General features: G+C 37.7%; 14 protein-coding genes. 2 read left to right on the top strand and 12 right to left on the bottom strand.

What is annotated here, in order from left to right:
* Positions 1-35 precede the first annotated feature (35 nt).
* From CYTFE_RS0101510 to CYTFE_RS0101485, 6 genes are all read right to left on the bottom strand, one after another.
* Entirely contained in the window at positions 36-1499 is a 1464-nt protein-coding gene (locus tag CYTFE_RS0101510) for a class I adenylate-forming enzyme family protein (protein WP_027470362.1), read from the bottom strand.
* 107 nt (positions 1500-1606) lie between these two features.
* The gene (gene nadE, locus CYTFE_RS0101505; RefSeq protein ID WP_027470361.1) at positions 1607-2593 is read right to left on the bottom strand and encodes an NAD(+) synthase; all 987 of its coding nucleotides are present in this window, start codon (positions 2591-2593) and stop codon (positions 1607-1609) included.
* 23 nt (positions 2594-2616) lie between these two features.
* Positions 2617-4575, bottom strand: a complete 1959-nt coding sequence (gene asnB / locus CYTFE_RS0101500; protein ID WP_027470360.1) for an asparagine synthase (glutamine-hydrolyzing) — start codon at positions 4573-4575, stop codon at positions 2617-2619.
* A gap of 70 nt (positions 4576-4645) precedes the next feature.
* Positions 4646-4891: an acyl carrier protein gene (locus CYTFE_RS0101495; RefSeq protein ID WP_027470359.1), complete on the bottom strand. Its 246-nt coding sequence runs from the start codon at positions 4889-4891 to the stop codon at positions 4646-4648.
* A 144-nt stretch (positions 4892-5035) separates the two neighbouring features.
* Positions 5036-6940 (bottom strand): polysaccharide biosynthesis protein, encoded by a 1905-nt coding sequence (locus CYTFE_RS0101490; RefSeq protein ID WP_052342919.1) that lies wholly within the window; start codon positions 6938-6940, stop codon positions 5036-5038.
* Between the two features lie 367 nt (positions 6941-7307).
* On the bottom strand, positions 7308-8102 hold the full coding sequence (locus CYTFE_RS0101485; protein ID WP_027470357.1) for a hypothetical protein: 795 nt from the start codon (positions 8100-8102) through the stop codon (positions 7308-7310).
* Positions 8103-8599: 497 nt separating this feature from the next.
* Between CYTFE_RS0101485 and CYTFE_RS0101480 the strand changes: the two genes are divergently transcribed.
* Both CYTFE_RS0101480 and CYTFE_RS0101475 read left to right on the top strand, forming a co-directional pair.
* On the top strand, positions 8600-10576 hold the full coding sequence (locus CYTFE_RS0101480; RefSeq protein WP_081735879.1) for a T9SS type A sorting domain-containing protein: 1977 nt from the start codon (positions 8600-8602) through the stop codon (positions 10574-10576).
* Between the two features lie 267 nt (positions 10577-10843).
* A complete protein-coding gene (locus CYTFE_RS0101475; protein WP_052342918.1) occupies positions 10844-11644 on the top strand; it encodes a hypothetical protein in 801 nt (266 codons plus the stop codon).
* A gap of 96 nt (positions 11645-11740) precedes the next feature.
* Here CYTFE_RS0101475 and CYTFE_RS0101470 read toward each other — a convergent pair whose 3' ends face one another.
* From CYTFE_RS0101470 to CYTFE_RS0101440, 6 genes are all read right to left on the bottom strand, one after another.
* Positions 11741-13015: a T9SS type A sorting domain-containing protein gene (locus CYTFE_RS0101470; protein ID WP_027470354.1), complete on the bottom strand. Its 1275-nt coding sequence runs from the start codon at positions 13013-13015 to the stop codon at positions 11741-11743.
* A gap of 284 nt (positions 13016-13299) precedes the next feature.
* Complete coding sequence (locus CYTFE_RS0101465; protein ID WP_027470353.1) at positions 13300-14223, bottom strand: hypothetical protein; 924 nt, start codon at positions 14221-14223, stop codon at positions 13300-13302.
* Between the two features lie 12 nt (positions 14224-14235).
* Positions 14236-15684: an MBOAT family O-acyltransferase gene (locus tag CYTFE_RS0101460; RefSeq protein ID WP_027470352.1), complete on the bottom strand. Its 1449-nt coding sequence runs from the start codon at positions 15682-15684 to the stop codon at positions 14236-14238.
* Positions 15685-15724: 40 nt separating this feature from the next.
* On the bottom strand, positions 15725-16300 hold the full coding sequence (locus CYTFE_RS0101455) for a serine acetyltransferase (RefSeq protein WP_052342917.1): 576 nt from the start codon (positions 16298-16300) through the stop codon (positions 15725-15727).
* Positions 16301-16358: 58 nt separating this feature from the next.
* Positions 16359-17396: a polysaccharide deacetylase family protein gene (locus tag CYTFE_RS0101450; RefSeq protein ID WP_152541741.1), complete on the bottom strand. Its 1038-nt coding sequence runs from the start codon at positions 17394-17396 to the stop codon at positions 16359-16361.
* A 211-nt stretch (positions 17397-17607) separates the two neighbouring features.
* Positions 17608-18753 carry a DegT/DnrJ/EryC1/StrS family aminotransferase gene (locus tag CYTFE_RS0101440; protein ID WP_027470348.1) on the bottom strand — a complete coding sequence of 382 codons (1146 nt, stop codon included), beginning with the start codon at positions 18751-18753 and terminating at the stop codon, positions 17608-17610.
* Position 18754 lies beyond the last annotated feature (1 nt).

Below are 18754 nucleotides of genomic sequence, written 5' to 3'. Positions count from 1 at the left end.
TAGCTAATAAAAACCATTTTACACCAGAATTTAATTCAGCGTTTTTTCACTTTCTTTCCTGCGGCATTCACATTCATTCGTGAAGTGAATTCAATCATGTGAGGTATTTTGTAGACGGCCAACCTGGTGCTACAAAATGCCTTTACCATTGTTTCGTTTAACACCACATCAGAGTTATTCACCACCAGTGTTGCTTTTATAGCTTCCCCCAGAATATCATCAGCCTCTGCACTAACAGTACAATCTACCACTCCTGGCATCTCAACAAGCACAGCTTCTATTTCACGGGGACTTACTCTTTTTCCGCCTGCCTTAATAATTTCCTTTTTTCTAGCTGCATGATAAATAAAACCATCCTCATCTATTTTTCCTAAATCACCAGTATACAACCATCCATTTTTAATAGTAGACGCTGTCTCTTGCGGATCAAGGTAATAACCTAACATAACATTATCTCCCCTGGCAATTATTTCGCCCACCTCACCAGGCTGAATAGGATCCCCACATTCATTCACCACCTTTAGTTCCACACCGGGCATCCCTTTTCCTATAGAACCAAGTTTATCTTTTAAACGTTCCGAAGGCAAGTATGACAAACGTGCTGTGGCCTCTGTTTGACCATACATTACAATAAACTCTACCCCCGGTTGTACCTCCTGAAATTCCTCAATAAAAACATCATGTAATTTACCTCCTGCCTGTGTTACATACCGTAAATGCGGAAATGTCTGCGATGTGAAAGTATCTGATTTTCTTAATAAAATCTGAAAATGACTGGGAACCCCGGCAAAGCCGGTACATCTATATTTTTCAAGATCTTCCAATACCGTACCTAAAAACAAAAAGCGATTATTCAAAACTATTTTACCTTTCACTTTTAAATGTGTATGTAAAAGAGATAATCCGTAACAATAAAAAAAAGGTAAGACACACTCCATGATATCGTCTGAGGTAAGTTGTAAATAAGAGATAATAGAGGAAGTGTTGGCGATGATGTTTTTATGGGATATCATCACTCCTTTGGGAATAGCTGTTGAGCCTGAAGTATAAATAATCTGAGCCAAGCTGTGCATATCAAAGTCTTCCTCCTCCTTGTATTTGACCTTTATTTCACTGTCAAAAATTCTTAGAAGATCCTCTTCATTCCATACCTCTCCCAGTTCCACTTTCATTCTGTTTTGAAACATGGCAGTAACAAATGCGATCCTTACTTTCGCTTGCTTCTTTATAAAAGCCACTGACTTGTGCTCTGTTGCCGGATTTAAGGGAATCACCACATTACCTGATTTCATAATAGCCAGATAACAAACAATGAAGAAATTATTATTAGGAGATAACAAAATAATATTATTTCCACAGCCCACTACCCTTCTCAAATGATTTGCCAATGCAGCCACCTGCCATTTCAAATCATAAAATGACAATTGTTCCTTCTTACCCAAGACAAACAAATCTTCTTTTCTTACTTTCTTAGGCAATAAATAATCAACACAATTCATGTTCAAGCATTTGTTAAATAATGGCTAAAGAAAAACCTCGCAAGATCACTATGCAAAATACTGCTTTTTATTAAAGATATACTATGATCACTCACACAGGCAGGATGCTAAATATAATAATGATGTAGAGGTGCAGTCCGTAAATATTCCGTGGTTTTCTTTTTACGTGCAAAATTTTTAAAAATATTTGCCACCTCTACTCTTGTCATCTCCATTACAAGAGCTACCTCTTCAGGCGAATAACCATTTTCCCAACCATACCACAGCAGATCCATTATTTCAAACGGCATTTGATAAAAAAATTCTTCTTGTGTTTGCTCAGCCGAATAGGTATCTGTGGTAGGTGTCCGGTCAATAATACCCTGCGGTACTCCCAGATGCTTTGCTATTTGATATACCTGCGTTTTATATAAATTACCAATAGGCATCACATCTGCCGCACCATCGCCGTATTTCACAAAAAAGCCCTGTTGCACTTCATGTTTATTCGGTGTTCCTATCACAGCGTAATTCAAGGCCTCAGCATGATAATACAACATATTAGCCCGGCTCCTTTGTTTAAAGTTAGAAGCGGCCACAATCTGCAGGTATTCTTTCATAGGTAAACGAGCTGACTTCTCAGAACCATCTGCGAATGTCACTGACACATAATGTACAGGGGGTAAATTTTTATTGACAAACTCCTGCGGTATTACCACCTTCATCTTATCCACCGACGGATCATATTCTGGTATCACTCTCTGCACAGCTTCATCTCTCCTGACGTAGCACCCAAAGCCATCCAAGGCACCACTAATATTTTCAACAATGCACTGCACACCAAACTTATCAGCCAGTTCTCTCGCCAGACTCTCGCTATCAGGACTAGAATCTGTTTCAGGTAACATAAGTCCCAATAATCTGTCCGCACCAAATGCACGCACTGCAATAGCCAAAGTAACAGAAGAATCAATTCCTCCACTAATTCCAATTACGCCACCATATCGTCTAAATTTTTTATTCACATCTTCACGAAGTTGCTCACAAATAGCATCAATCACTTCATCTATATTAGTGATATGAAGAATATCCTTACTAAACAGTTGACGGTTCATTTGTATATTTTTTTAGTAAATTACTAATAAATTCGATTCATCACCCTTCCCCTATTGACTTCATCGGGTTTAAGGGGTTTATAATTTTTTATATATAAATCAAATAACACCTGAGTAGACAGCATCCCCATCAGTGCCATATTCTCCACCTCACTAACAATATGGTTTTGACGAAGTTTAGACACCAACTTCGCAACACTCTGGGGGTCAAAAGCCCCCAGGTCTTTTAATTTGGAAACATCTAATGTCGCATCCACAAACCCAGACTTTTCATTCAACAAGGCCTGAGAAATAGGAGCTCTATAAGCCTGTTTCGGCCTATTTAAAACTGAGTGAGGAATCACATCTTTCACTACCTGCTTAAGTAAGAATTTCTCATCGAGTCCTGCAATTTTTAGATCATCAGGTAATTGGGTACAAAACTCCACTATTCTATGATCCAGAAAAGGATAACGCCCTTCCACAGAATTACCCATGGCCATTCTATCACCCTGCGAAGACAATAAATACCCTGACATAAACATCTTAGACTCTATAAACTGCGCCTTTGCCAATGGTGAATAAGCTTTCACTTCAGCAGCAATTAACTCTTCATACTTTTGAACAAGGCTATTATCATCAACATTATATTCCTTTGACAAAAATTTTCTGATTCTACTGGTATTATTCCAACGCAACAAATGAGAATATGCAGGAGAACTTGTTTCTGATAATTTATATCCAAAAAAAAGTTTTAACCCCGCTGCCCCGGAATGGGCTATATGCGGCAAATAGGGGTATAATTTTTTCAACAACAAAGGGCGCCATTTCGATTGGGGATATTTAGACCAGAAATGACGAATAATTGCTTCTTTAAATATATTATATCCACCGAGCATTTCATCGGCCCCTTCACCAGTAATAACCACTTTAATACCCTTGTCTCGTACCAATTTTGATAATTTAAACATCGGAAAAGGAGCTGTTCTTAAAATCGGTATTTCTGCATGCCAGATTACTTTCTCAAATAACCCTGCCACATCTTCATTTTTAAATGACACCGAATGGTGTTTAGTATCAAAATGCTGCGCAACCTGCTTTTGAAAAACGGACTCGTCATAATCCTTCTCCTCAAAACCAATAGAAAACGTACGCAATGCTTCCGGAAACATCTTTTTTATAAAAGCTGTGGTTGTCGTAGAATCGATACCTCCACTCAGATATGCCGCCACTGGCACATCAGCCCTCATCCTTAAGCTAATCGCATCACGAAAGAGATCACGAAATTGATCCACTGCATCCGTCAATGATATTTGTTGTCTATTAGCAAAAGACAAAGACCAATAGGGTTTTATAATGATATTTCCATTTTTAATTTTAGCATAATTTCCCGCAGGTAACTCATAAATATTTTTGAATGCAGTATTGGGCGATAAGGTCGTCCAAAAGGTAAACACTTGATTTAAACCTTCAACACTCAATGCTCTATTTACTCTGGGAAATTCAAACAAGGCCTTTATTTCAGAGGCAAAAACCAAGCTATTGTGATCTGGTTTGGTATAAAACAAAGGACGAATACCCATTCTATCACGAGCCATAAAAAGTTCTTTTTCCAGCGTATCCCAAATCACAAAAGCAAACTGTCCGTTCAATTGCGAAAGACCTTCGGCACCATATTCCTGATACATATGAAGCACCACCTCTGTATCACACTCGGTATAAAACCGATGCCCCTTTTTCTCCAGTATTTTTTTTAGTTCCGGATGATTATACACCTCTCCGTTATAAGCTATCCAGTACCTTCCATTCTGCACACTCATGGGTTGAGTACCAGAAGCGATATCAACAATACTCAATCTAACATTACCAATACATGCGTTATCTGATAAGAACAAACCACAATCATCAGGTCCTCTATGACGAATACGAGTTAACATTGCATTCAACACAAACTCAGTATGTTTAACCCCACTATTATTTAAAAATCCTGCAATACCGCACATAGCTTAGCTTTTTACATGAGCCATAGAATATTATCATCCTCCAGCCGACAACAACTACTGAAAAGCTATTTTACGCTGCTTTTTTTTTCTCTATATACGCTGCTATTCTTTCCACACTTCCAAAGTTCTCCTCCTGTAGTTCGGTATCCTCAGCGGTAATATTATATTCGCTTTCTAAAAAACTAATAAGACCCAACAACCCCATAGAATCAAAGATTCCTTCGTCAAAAATCAAAGTTTCATCACTGATGCTTGTTGGATCACAAAATGTAGTCTCGGCAATAAAATTCCTTATTTCTTCCTTCATATCGCGCATTGTTATTTATTCAATATGTTACCATAACACAAACCAAATCTATAATATTTCAACCAATTGATAAAACTTCTTTGTCCAATGTATTAAAACTATACACAAAGATCTATTTTTCAATACATAATACATCACACAAGAGCCTATCGGCTATTTCAATACCAGTTCCTTATCCAATTCGGCATATTGGCTATTCTGTGATTTATACTCTGGCACCACTTCTTTCATCCTGGTTACCAGTAATTGGTTATTCTCCATTTTGAGTGCCAACAACATACTCTTGAGCTTATCATTCACTAGCGCATAGTTATACCTTCTCACATTAGCAATCATTATTTTTTTATGATGTGTTGGCAAAGTATTTTCCTTAGAAGCCAACAGTTCTTCGTACAGTTTCTCTCCAGGTCGTAATCCGGTATAACTAATTTCAATATCTTCTCCTAATTTCAAACCAGACAAACGAATCATCTCTTTAGCCAGATCATCCACCTTCACTGGATCACCCATATCAAACACAAATATTTCACCGCCATGACCCATAAAACCGGCTTCTAAAACCAATTGACACGCCTCTGGTATGGTCATGAAATATCGCGTAATATCCTTATGAGTAACGGTTATAGGCCCTCCCCTTTCTATCTGTTTTTTAAACAAAGGCACAACAGAGCCATTGGATCCTAATACATTACCAAAACGAGTAGTCACAAATTCCGTATTGACACCTTTCTGTTGCGAGAGCGCCTGTATATATATTTCACATATTCTTTTGGAAGCACCCATTACGTTGGTTGGGTTAACGGCTTTATCGGTAGAAATCATCACAAACTTATCAACCTTATACTCCACAGCCAGGTCTGCCAATACTTTTACACCGCCTATATTCACGCGTATCGCTTCATAAGGAAACTGCTCCATCATTGGTACATGTTTGTAGGCCGCTGCATTAAACACTATTTGGGGACGATACTTATCAAAAACACCCTGCATTCGATATTCATTGGTAACATCAGCCAAGATCACATCAAAGGGCGCATCACTATGACTAAGCAATAACTCTTGCTGCAAGTCGTACAATGCCGACTCTGCCACATCCACCATCACAATTTTTTGAACGGGAAAACGCAACAACTGCCGCACTATTTCTGAACCAATGGATCCCGCAGCTCCCGTAACAAGAATTACTTTTCCACCTAAACCATTCATGATCTGCAATTGATTCAACTTAATCTCCTCTCTGCCTAGTATATCCTCTATGCGAATATCTCTAATCTGATTTTGATTGGAAATCCCATCTACCCAATTACCTACCGAAGGCATCACCTTAAGTTTCCAACCTTTATCTAAACAAGACTCCGCTATTTCATGTTTACGTTGAACTGTAATATGGTTAATCGCTAAAATAACCACTCCCACGTTTTTATCATCTCCTACGTGCAAAGCTTTTTTCCAACTGATAACAGGGATAGAATGTAAGTTCATATTACATTTAGTTGAATTATCATCTATAAAAGCTACCACATTGTAATGATTGTTCTTATCACTCCTAATAGCTTCCAAAGTAATTTGGCCCATTTCTCCTGCTCCATAAATAAATACATTGGTATAAGTATTTTTCTTGGTCAAGGAACTATAAGTTTCTTTCACAACCATTCTGAAAGCAAAACTAATAACTGCTGTCATCAGAAAATGGAAGATAAGAACTAGACGAGGAACATTAAACAAATGATAATTAACAAGGTCCAACACTGTATTTGTCAACATTAAAAAGCTAAATGCTGCAAAACAGGCCACCGCCAATAACTTAAACTCATTATAATTACTATGTCGGATAACGCCTCTATAGGATCTGAACAAAAGGAATGAGATCAGATATACAAAACATACCCACCCCCCATTAAACACCAATTCTGAAACTGAGTACGAAGAAAGCTGAATATTTAAACGAAGAATAAAGGCAATTAAAAAAGCATTGACCGAAATACCAACATCTATGACTAAAATCCACCAAGGAGAGATGACCCGCCCATTAAAAATATTTAACAAAATAGTCTTCATGATTTCACTTTTGGTTTCTAAAACTAAGTTTATGATATTCGTTGTTAATCACGGGTATTACCTAAACAAATTATAACTTTTCTACGTGTAATCTGAATATAGTTAGCCATTAACTTATGAATTATGATGAACGACAAAATAGCTTGGGTAAAAGAGCTCAATGATATTGCAAAAAAGGGCAAATCCATTTCTTAAGATTTACCCTTTGATGCATATCTTCAAAGTTGCATACTTCTAATAATAAAGCAATCGGTGTCTAATGTGCAAGAAGAATCAAAGCAGGCATAAATTCACCCGACCGATCTTCGTAAAATCGATCACACATGATACACTAAGCAACTATTCGACACCTCATTGGGGGGCAAACCTATTGGTTGGATTGTCCATATTCTAAAATATCTTCAGAATATGTACCATCAGATTCCAAAACCGGTCTTTGCTCAACTGGTAATTCGGGAATACTTTCAATAAAAGCAATATCTTCATCCGAGAGCGTTTCTCCCGTATCCGTAAGTTTATGTATCATGGTTTGCAATTTAGCTGCCATATCAGTATACTCTGGCAAATCAGACGATCCAGCCTTAAGACTATTATCAACATACATTTCGTAATTTACCATTCTCCATTGTATCAGATCCAAAAATCGCCATAATACCTTAGAACTAGTCACACCTAATATCTCATAAATCCCACTATAATCAGGGGTATCCATATGCAAGTTAGCACAATACAAGCGAATGGTAATAGTCCTTGTTTCGCCTGCTCCTAGGTTTAGCCAAGTAGTCTGTATTTGAATTCCATGCTGAAAATCACCAGCTACACATTTCCAAACCAAACCTTTAGGAAAGAAAACTGTTCTTCTGGAAACACTATTATTCTGTAGAGTAACCTTTAAGATCACATCCTGCCCACTACCAAAACTATCCCAATTGGAATAAGACTTTAGGCTTGCAGCTGTTATCTCTTCCTCTTCCACAGCACCTGTAATCGTACCCACAATACTTATATCCTCTGGCATATCGAAACTTTCCGAAATTTCTAACTGCCCTTGATTATTACCCATCCCAGGTATATTTCCTGGTGCTTCCTGCACAGACTCCTTCTCGCAAGACACAAAACCCAGTGCAACAAAACACATCACAACACTAAACAAATTCTTCATAATCATTTCGGTTTACATTTATTTATTGTACAATATAAGCTAACGGTACATGAGTAAGAAGCATTAATTGACAAACGCTTTTAGTTTATTGACTAAACTAAAACTCTAAAAAACAAGCTTTTCACTAAAACACACCAATCTTTTAGTATTTACAAATTAAACCCGCTTTAAGAATGCTGATTTCACTTTGATACAAGCCTATTTCAGCCTGTTTCAGGAGTTCATTGAAAACAAAGATAAAGACACAAGAAAAACCACCACTTAGAAAATACTCTGTAAAACTTTTATGTCGAAAAGTTTAAAAAGGGCTAATATTCAAATATTTGAAACTATATTAAAATTAACTCGTAAATTTGCACAATAGAATATAATCCATACTTTTAAAATAAAACGACTTAAATTTTCGTTAGCGCAAGGAAGGCTTTTAGAAATAGAATGAGCCTTCAGACAACACAACACAACACAACACAACACAACACAACACAAAATTCACAACAATGAAGAAGTTAATACTGATTGTATGTATGTTTTTACCGATATTATTATCGGCACAAGACATTGGGGGAGATTACTACGTAGCAGTTGATGGGGACGATTCGGGCCCCGGGAGCTACGAAAGACCTTTTGCCACCTGGCAGAAGGCATTTGAAACAGCCCAGGCTGGAGAGACAGTTTACTTTAGGGGAGGTGTTTGGTATCCTCAGGATCATTCAAGAGGAAGTACCATCTGTGAAATTCATGTTGGTGATGGCATTGGACATGCGGGAACCAGAGAAAAACCCATACGTTTTTTCGCCTACCCGGGAGAAAAACCTGTTTTAGATTGTTCACAGGTGGACATGACAGGAAACCGGTTTAACGGGGCATTGGACTTTTACGAAACAAGTTGGATTCATGTCAAGGGGCTTACCATACGTAACGTTCCTCAACCCGAATCAGGCGAACTAGCTAGTGGCGTTGGCGCAGGCATGTGCAGCTATATGACTTTTGAAAATTTAACCGTTCATAATGTTGGTGGTCGTGGTATGAGCTACTGGGGAGTAGCTGGACATCCTGACATCCCTGAAATACCTACTGACACCACCCGTTTTATCAATTGCGATATATACGACTGTGTGGACCTTTTAAGCGAGGTTCCCGGTAACGGCTCCGATGCTGTCAAGATGGACGCCGAGGAAGGTACCTATTTATATTTTTATGGTTGTAGAGCCTGGAATTGTGGAGACGACGGTTTTGATATCAGTGGTCCGGGACTAACAATTTTTGAGAAGTGCTGGTCGTTTGGTCATAAATTAGAAGATGCATTGGATGGTAATGGTTTTAAATTTGGGGCCAACAGAGGCTCTGGAGCAGTACAAACAGCTGATGGCAACACGCTAATAGGCCCCAATATTCCTGGCGTACGTAAGATAGTAAAAAATTGTATTTCGGCCAACAATGCGGGTTTTGGCTTTTATGAACTGGCTTATTCACCCTATTACCCTAACCGTGCCTTGGTATACAATAACTTTTCATATGCCAATGGAATTGGTATAGAAATCAATGTAAACCCTGCTTTTGAAGGAATTACACCCAGCACATACTATAACAACATTATCTACAAAACCGTTCAGGATGATGCAGGGGGCAGACCTTACAATCTATCTAGTGTCAACACCTATACCGAAAGCAATAACACATGGGACTTTGCCGGCCCCGAAATCATTGGTAGCTTACCTTGGTGGCAACCAACTGACTCAGTCATTGTTACAGATGACGATTTTGTGAGTTTAGATTTGTCACAACTGGAACTTCCCAGAAAAGAAGACGGATCTTTACCTGATATCACTTTTGGAAAGCTAAACACAGGCTCTGATCTGATTGATGCGGGTATTGATGTGGGCACTCCATACTATGGAGACAGTCCGGATATAGGATATGCAGAATATATCCCAAACAACTACAATCCATTAAAAATCACTCAGTATTCACCCGAGAAAACACTCGACATGGTCTCGGTTTCTTATTATTCTCCAATAACAGGCTCGGTTTCTGTAATTGTTTTAAACGAAACAGGAAACCAATTACTATCATCCAGCAGTAATGCCACTGAGGGATATAACAACAAGGTAAACATTGATTTATCAACATATGAATCTGGAATTTACACCGTCAAACTTAACGATGGCTCCTCATCTGTTTCCGTAAAAGTCACCAAAATACCTGCTGATATTGATGTTGATTACAAAATTGTTAAAAAATTCCCGAACCCAACCACCGATCTGTTTGCTATCCAATTTACTTGTCCGGAACCAGCTACCTTATCTGTAACCGTTTCCGACGAATTGGGAGAGGTCGTTATGTCAGACTACTACCCTGCTCAGCAAAACCTAAATAAAATGGTGCTAAATCTTTCACCATTAGAAAAAGGAAATTATAAGATAACCTTAAACAAAGACAACAACATACTGAGCACCAAGGTTACGAAACAGTAATAGCGACAGCTATCCCATTAATATTTAAAAAAACCGCATGCCAAAGGACTTCCTTTGTTGCATGCGGTTTTTTTAAACAATACGCTTCACTTCTTGTTTTTTAATTAAAAATAAACGTTCTTAATAGTACATATATTTTTATTATCTGGAACAAAAAAATAATACATAAACAATATGAAGGGTATATTATATTTTCTCATCTTCCCGGCATTAATAATAAGCATACTTTCGTGTGACAATACCAATGGCACAGTAAATAATGAGACTATGGAAACAGATATAAACATTGTATTTCTTCACCACAGCACAGGAAGTTATATTTGGAACGGAATAAATCGCACAATACTTGTGAAAATTGCAGATAGAGTAAGTCCTTGGCTTTTTGAATTCATTACAGGCGGCCCACGCGTACCGTCCTTAATGCGGCAATACAATGAGAAAAACCACACCAGATATAGCTTTACGGAGATGGAATTTCCTAAAAAATCACCCTACGGTTGGAACAATTATCCTTACGATTATTACAACATATGGGTAAAGAATGGTGGGCCAACCCCCTATATGGAAGAACCTACCCTTGAGATGTTGACCCAACAATATCAGGTAATTGTTTTTAAACACTGCTATCCATCCAGCAACATTGTGGAAAATCAGGATTCAGCAGACATTCATTCAGAAATAAAAACCTTGGCAAACTACAAGCTTCAATATAATGCGTTAAAAAGAAAAATGCACGAGTTTCCAAATACTAAGTTTATTGTATCAACGGGTGCTGTGCAAGTTAAATATTACCTACCTCAAGACCAAGCATTGAGAGCCAAAGAATTTCACAACTGGGTTATTAACGAATGGAATGAACAAGGAGATAATATATTTATTTGGGATCTATATGAGCTTCAAACAGAAGGTGAGCTATATTTTAAAGATGAATGGGCCCTTACACCTTATAATTCGCACCCAGGTGGAAAATTCTCTGAGAAAGCTTCGCAATTATTCTTTAACCGTGTTTTAGATATTGTTGAGCACAACGGAGAAAACACCGCACTGACAGGTCAAGGCTTGAAATGACATAGAGAACACATCACCCAAAAAAAGCCGGTCCCCAATGTGTCCGGCTTTCATATCAATAAAATAGTTTGTCTCTCAATCGTTGAAAAAAGACACTTACATTTTTATAATTTTTTTAGCACCACCAACATCCGACTCTAGCACCACAAGATAAATACCTTTAGGCAATGAGCTTATTTGAAAACGGCAGGCACTACCATTTATTTGTTGCACATCCAAAAGCTGCCCTGAAAGACTATGCAAACTTACCAATTGTCCTTCAGCATTTGTATCACAACTTACATTTACCTGATCCTGGCTTACACTTACCTTGATTCCTTCATCGTCATTTTTCTTTTGAATATCAGTTGGTTGATCCCCTTCCCAACCGGCCAATCGAGCCAACATCCACCACATAGCTTTTCCCAACCTCATAGCACCCACTGTACCAATATGCCCAATATAATCTCCCTTCATATTATCAGGATGAATAATTGGAAATCTTTGCTCCACAGAATTATGATCAGTCCAAACCGTAGTGGCCTGCTCCCCTTTGTCATTATAACTTAAAATATCAGCCAGATCGAAAAAATACACATCCTCTTTTCCCTCCACATAATCTCTAATGTATTGCCACTTCAAATATTGCTGATAACCACGTTCATTAATATTCCATCCTTGCGTATCATTATCGTCTACCGGACCTGTAGAAAATATAACTTTGGTCTTAATATCTTGATCTTCGCAATATTGATTATAGGCTTCTACACTATTAATATAATTATTCATACTAACGCCATTGCCTACAAGCAGCGAGTCCATCCGATTCAAACCAAAAGGTAAATTACCATCCTTCCCATATAAAGTACTTCCTGCCCATCTCACATGGTAAACCGGATCTACCTCGCCATAGGGTCCATTACCATATACATGATCAAAATTCGCATCAAATGACCAACCATACAACATGGCAAACAATTCCGGGCCGTTATCATGACAATATTGCAAATGCTTCTTTATCCTCTCCAAAGCCACATCGTTTGTCCACCAGTCCCCTCTACCTATAATATATGTCCATTGATCCGGCGTCGAATAGCTTCCCCAAGTCGCCCCACTACTTCTTAAAGCATTGGTTTGATAGCCATTAGGAACACCATCATACTGAACTGTAACCGGGTAATTAGAATCTATATCATATAATTCTTGCAGACCACGATGATAAGCTGTAGCATGTGAAGCGCCCGATATGGAAACCCACTTTGTTTTAACAATATCAATCCACTTTTGAGGAATTCTATCATACTGATCAACCACGGTATGATCTGCCACCACCTGTGCATGATTCATTAAGTACATGGCTAAAAATACCATGAGAACAACCTGTTTTTTCATATATTTAAATTTATTTTTCAATGGTCATATGGAATTTTCCAACATTAATCATCCTCTTGTGTGAAACAATTCCCAATGCTGGTTTCATAAACTATCATCGATTAAATTATGGAGACACCATCTTTGCTTAAAAAAAGGATTAAAAAACACGCAGCACACCCCTTACTCGCTCTGCATAAATACTAAAGTAGAGATAATAAATAACAGGCAAGCCCTGCTGCAAATCAAACACGCGTACGACAAAAAAGTTCGTTTAAAAACGGTATTAGCTATACATCAGGTACTCAAAAACCCTTGTCTCTCAATATCCTTATAAATTCATGATTAAAAACAACTACTCCCTTTTGATTAAGGTGGTTACTGTCAAAAAAATGCAATGTATCGTTGAGCTCTATTATTTCATTAAAATTAAGATAATCTCCGTATCCATGCATGACATCATCAAACGCATCATTATTACTATAAGAATCATAAAGTGCGGAAGTAATAGGAGCAAATACCAGTACCAATGGAATATCTTTCTTTCTAATGATGGACAAGGTATTCTCAAATGCCTGGAACTGCGAATCATTAAAATCCCAGGACTGAGTACGAAAGTTTTCCTTCTCAAAATAAGATATATCTTTCTCTACATATCCTCCTGTGACATAAGTATCTCCATCAATATACATCGGCTCTATATATTCTGATCTGGCGTTAAACGGATCGCGCAGAAACTGATACAACAAGGTATTATACAATCTTATATTCCATAATCCTAAAACTTTCCATAAAGACTTCATATCCACACGATCGTTGTACAAAATATCAACGAATGACTCAACCCCGTCTATAGAAAAAGTAGTTGGGTAAACTTCATACACAATCATCTTAGGATTAAGCCGTTCCAAATACCTATCCAATAAAATTTCTGTCTGCAACGGTGTCTGTGCACTAGAACCCAAATTAAACGAACGCCAACCTTCCTCCGCAAAAATACGAGGATCAAACCCTCTGTAAGTATGCGAGGATCCCAAGAAAAGAACATCCACATTGTCTGTTTCCTTGGCTTCCTTTAAACGAGAAAAAGTGTGTCCAACAATGGCCTTATTTAATATATTAGGTGTAGCAATGGCAGGCAAATACCTACCAGTTACAAATATTAAAATGCAATAAACAACTATTGCAAAAGGTACAAACTTTACAAAAAGCTTTAAAAATTTTATCATCAACTCAATAATTTAGAACTGAAAGTATATAAAAGGACTCTCTTCTGTTTTCATATAAACCCCAATAACAAATACAATTACAGCATAAATAAACCAACGATAAGGTCTGTTAAACCTACGCTCCAATGATTCCAATGCATATTTATTCTCTCGTCCCAACCACTCTACCACAACCGCCAAAACAATCAATACTACACTAACAAAAGCCATACGTAGATGAAGGAAGTTAGGTCTTTCAAACAATGATTTAGAAAAGACACCAGCTATATAACTAAACGCATGGTCTAAATCTTTAGCTCTAAAAAATATCCAGGCAAAAAGGGTTAATGAAAACGTGACTATGATTGAAAAGAAATCTTTAATAGAAGGCCATATATTTCCTTCAGCAACCACTCCCAAATGGGTTCTATTTTTACCCATAAGCAATAACGGCAAAAAATAAAGGGCATGCAAAACACCCCAAACCATAAAAGTCCAATTTGCCCCATGCCAAAAGCCACTGATCACAAAAATAATAAAGGTATTACGTATTTTCATACGAATTCCGCCCCTACTGCCTCCCAATGGAATATAAACGTAATCACGAAACCAGGTAGACAAGGAGATGTGCCAACGTCGCCAAAACTCGGCAATGTCTCTTGAAAAATAAGGAAAAGCAAAATTCTGCATTAAATGAAACCCAAATAAACGCGAAGTACCAATAGCGATATCTGAATAACCCGAGAAATCGCCATAAATCTGAAAGGTAAAAAACAAGGCCCCCAAAACCAAGGCACTACCATTCATATGCCCTGAATTATTAAAGATATCGTTGGCAAATGTGGCACAATTATCTGCTATTACTACTTTTTTAAATAGCCCCCAAAGAATCTGTCTCATACCATCCTTGGCCTTATCCAACTCAAACACCCTTTTTTTGTAAAATTGAGGAAGAAGTTGTGTAGCACGTTCAATAGGCCCAGCCACCAATTGAGGAAAAAAACATACAAAAGCAGAAAAAGCAATAAAATCTTTAGTAGGTTCTAATTTTCGTTTATATACATCGATGGTATAACTTAAGGTTTGAAAAGTGTAAAAACTAATACCTACTGGCAGGATAATATTTAAAGAACTAACACTGATTTTAGTACCAAAGAAAGCAAAGGCATCCACAAAATTATCGAGAAAGAAATTGTAATACTTAAAGAATCCCAGGAATCCTAGATTTACAATAACACTTGTCCACAACAACATTTTTCTTCGATTATCTCTTTTCTCCACCAGCAGTTTACGACCCACTGAATAATCAATGACCGTGCTAAAAAGAATCAAGGCCAGAAATCTCCAATCCCACCAACCATAAAAGATATAGCTCCCCACCACAATAAATATATTCTGGAGTCTCAGACGTTTTGCCACCAGCCAATAACACAGAAAAAACAAGGGCAAAAAAACCGCAAAATCAATAGAATTAAATAGCATTTAGCAAAGATTGAAGATCTAAATTATACGATGACAGCACTTATTCTTTCTTACTTTTCCAACGAAAAACTTTGGACGTTCCGGGCAGTACACTACTGTTATCCGGTACATTCATATAAACAGTAGCATTGGCTCCTATTGTTACATTATTTCCAATAGTAATCTTACCAAAGATTACAGCACCTGCATACACCTTTATATTATCCTTTAACACCGGAGCTCCATCATCCGTTCCTCCAATGGTGACCTGTTGATATACAGTACAATTTTTACCAATTGCTTCGGCCCCTATAGCCGTAGCAAAACCATGTGTAATGGTAAATCCTTCACCTATACTTTTGGTTTGGATAAATAACGATGACTGTTCTCGACAAATAAATTGCAGCAAAAAGGAAAACGGCCTGGTTCGATAATAAAACAGATTACGAAACTCCTTACACAGAGAAAGCAAATACAGTAAACCAAAGTAAGTCCCGTAATTCTTTTCCATATCAGCCAAAGCCCTTTTCATATCGGCTTTAATAATTTGCTTGTTTCTATGAACAGAAAACAAAACCAAGTGCGGAAAGCAACGAATTGCATTAAACACTATTAACATATACTCTTGTGGCCTCATTTTTTATACGCTTTATCTAAATACACAAATAACAAAATAGATATACATTTCCTAATCGCTAAATACCAAACATCATATCCCGTGCAACACTCATCCCATTCATATAAAAATCTATATGCTCCAGCTCCAGATTACTATTGATACCCAACCTAGGTATTGAAAATATATTTTGTGCTTGATGTCGGGATATATTTCTTTTTTCAGTGGTAAAGGCCATTTTTAAGTTACATCGCCGTGCTATATCAAATTCCCGTTGACCTGCCTCCACCGCTGTTCCATATGGATAAGCAAAATACTCCATCTTTTTATTGGTAATTTGCTCTAACACAGCGATCGACTCCTTCATTTCACGCACCGCATCATCCTCTGTCATGGCACTCAATGCCATATGATGAACGGTATGTGCACCAATGGTTACAAGAGGATGATCACTCATCATGCGAACCTGATCAGGGCAAAGCATTAACTTTTGATTCAATCCGCTCATTTCTACATCCGTATTTTTTATCACGGTCTTTAACAAGTCCATGTATTCTGTCTTGTTTTTACACTTTAATATCAGTGTTTTTATTTTCGCAAATGCCGTTCGTTTTTCTTCATCATTCCTCAGGCTATACTCATAAGTTTGGGTACCATAGCTAAAACTCAATTCTTCCTGATTTAAAATAAGGTCTTCCATAAGATACCACCACATAACACTTGTATCATTAAGAAATCCGGTAGTTACAAATACTGAAAAAGGAACCTTGTATTTTTCAAAAACAGGTAAGGCATGTGTTAAGTTATCCAGATACCCGTCATCAAAAGTGATTGTCACAAAACGCTTGCTTCTTTTTGAGGTCGTTAATCGACGGTAACACTCATCCAGTGAAACGATATCTATCTTTTGCGCAATAAAATGCTTTATAATGTTTTCCAGATAATCCTGACTCACCTGCAATCCCTTAGTAATCAGACGCTCATCCTCATTAAAAATACGATGAAACATTATAACATGTCCAACTCCTCCAAACCATGGCCTGAACAACTTATAAAGATGTGTTTTATGTATTAGCTTTGCTCTACTCATTGTTTCCTTATCATTTTTATTCCACACCCCAAATTATTTAACTCTTTTGTCGGCTTAGTGATGATGCCACGACGCATATTTAGTCTTTGCAAGAAAACTCCAAATACTGCGTTATTCTCATTTTTGAAACAGTCATTTACAATCAGTAAACTCCTTGGTTTCAAAACTATCGAAAGCCTTGTCTTTGAAGCTTTCTTATCAAAGACTGAAAAAACAGTCCTTTTCTTGCAGCCACTATTTAAATAAAACACTGTTTAATAACATCAACAATTTTGCTCCTGTCCGATTCCGAAAGATTAGAGCCCGACGGAAGGCATATACCCTTCGAAAAAAGATCTTCCGACACTCCATTCAAATAAGCAGAATACCGTTCAAATACAGGTTGTAAATGCATCGGTTTCCAAAGCGGTCTGGACTCAATATTATGTTTCTCTAATTCAGCACTTATTTCAGCATGAGTAACACTGCTTTTTTCAGGATCAATTAACATGGTAGTCAACCAACGATTGGAAAAAAAACGCGCATCTGATTCTTCCTGAAAAGACAAACATGCTATTTCCTGTAACTGTGCCTTATAAAAACTAAAGTTATTTCTTCGTTGCTGAACTCGATCATCAATAACTTCCATTTGGCCACGTCCTATCCCTGCTAAAACATTACTCATTCGATAATTATAGCCAATTTGGCTATGTTGATAATGAGGGGCTTGATCTCTGGCCTGCGTAGCCAGAAACCGTGCATCATCCACCTGTTTTTTGTGATTAGACAGCAAAGCTCCTCCTCCAGAGGTAGTGATAATTTTGTTGCCGTTAAAGGATAAGGCAGACATCATACCCCATGATCCCAAGGGCTTTTCATCATATCTGCTACCCAAAGCTTCTGCTGCATCTTCAATAATGGGTACCCCATAATAATTAGCCACCTCCACTATCTGATCCATTTTTGCAGGCATACCATATAAATGAACAATAATAATGGCCTTGGGCATAAAATGCTGCCCTTTGGCTTTCCTTGCCTTTAATGCTTGCTCCAGAAGTTCCGGATCCATATTCCAGGTATCTCTTTCACTATCAATAAATACAGGCTTAGCACCTTGGTATACAATTGGATTAACTGAAGCTGAGAAAGTAAAGGTAGAGACCAACACCTCATCCCCAACCCCAACCCCTAGCATGATCAGTGCCAGGTGAATAGCAGACGTTCCAGAACTAAGAGCTGCCGCGTACTTCACCCCACAGTACTCCGCCAGTGTTTCCTCAAATGCATTTACATTGGGTCCAAGAGGTGCAATCCAATTATTATCAAAGGCTTCCCTTATGTATTTCTGTTCATCTCCTGACATATGCGGAGAAGAGAGGTATACTCTCTGCTTATTTGTATGCATC

Origin of the sequence: Saccharicrinis fermentans DSM 9555 = JCM 21142, assembly GCF_000517085.1 — a bacterium.
Lineage (GTDB): Bacteria > Bacteroidota > Bacteroidia > Bacteroidales > Marinilabiliaceae > Saccharicrinis > Saccharicrinis fermentans.
This window is presented reverse-complemented; position numbering and strand designations above follow the sequence as displayed.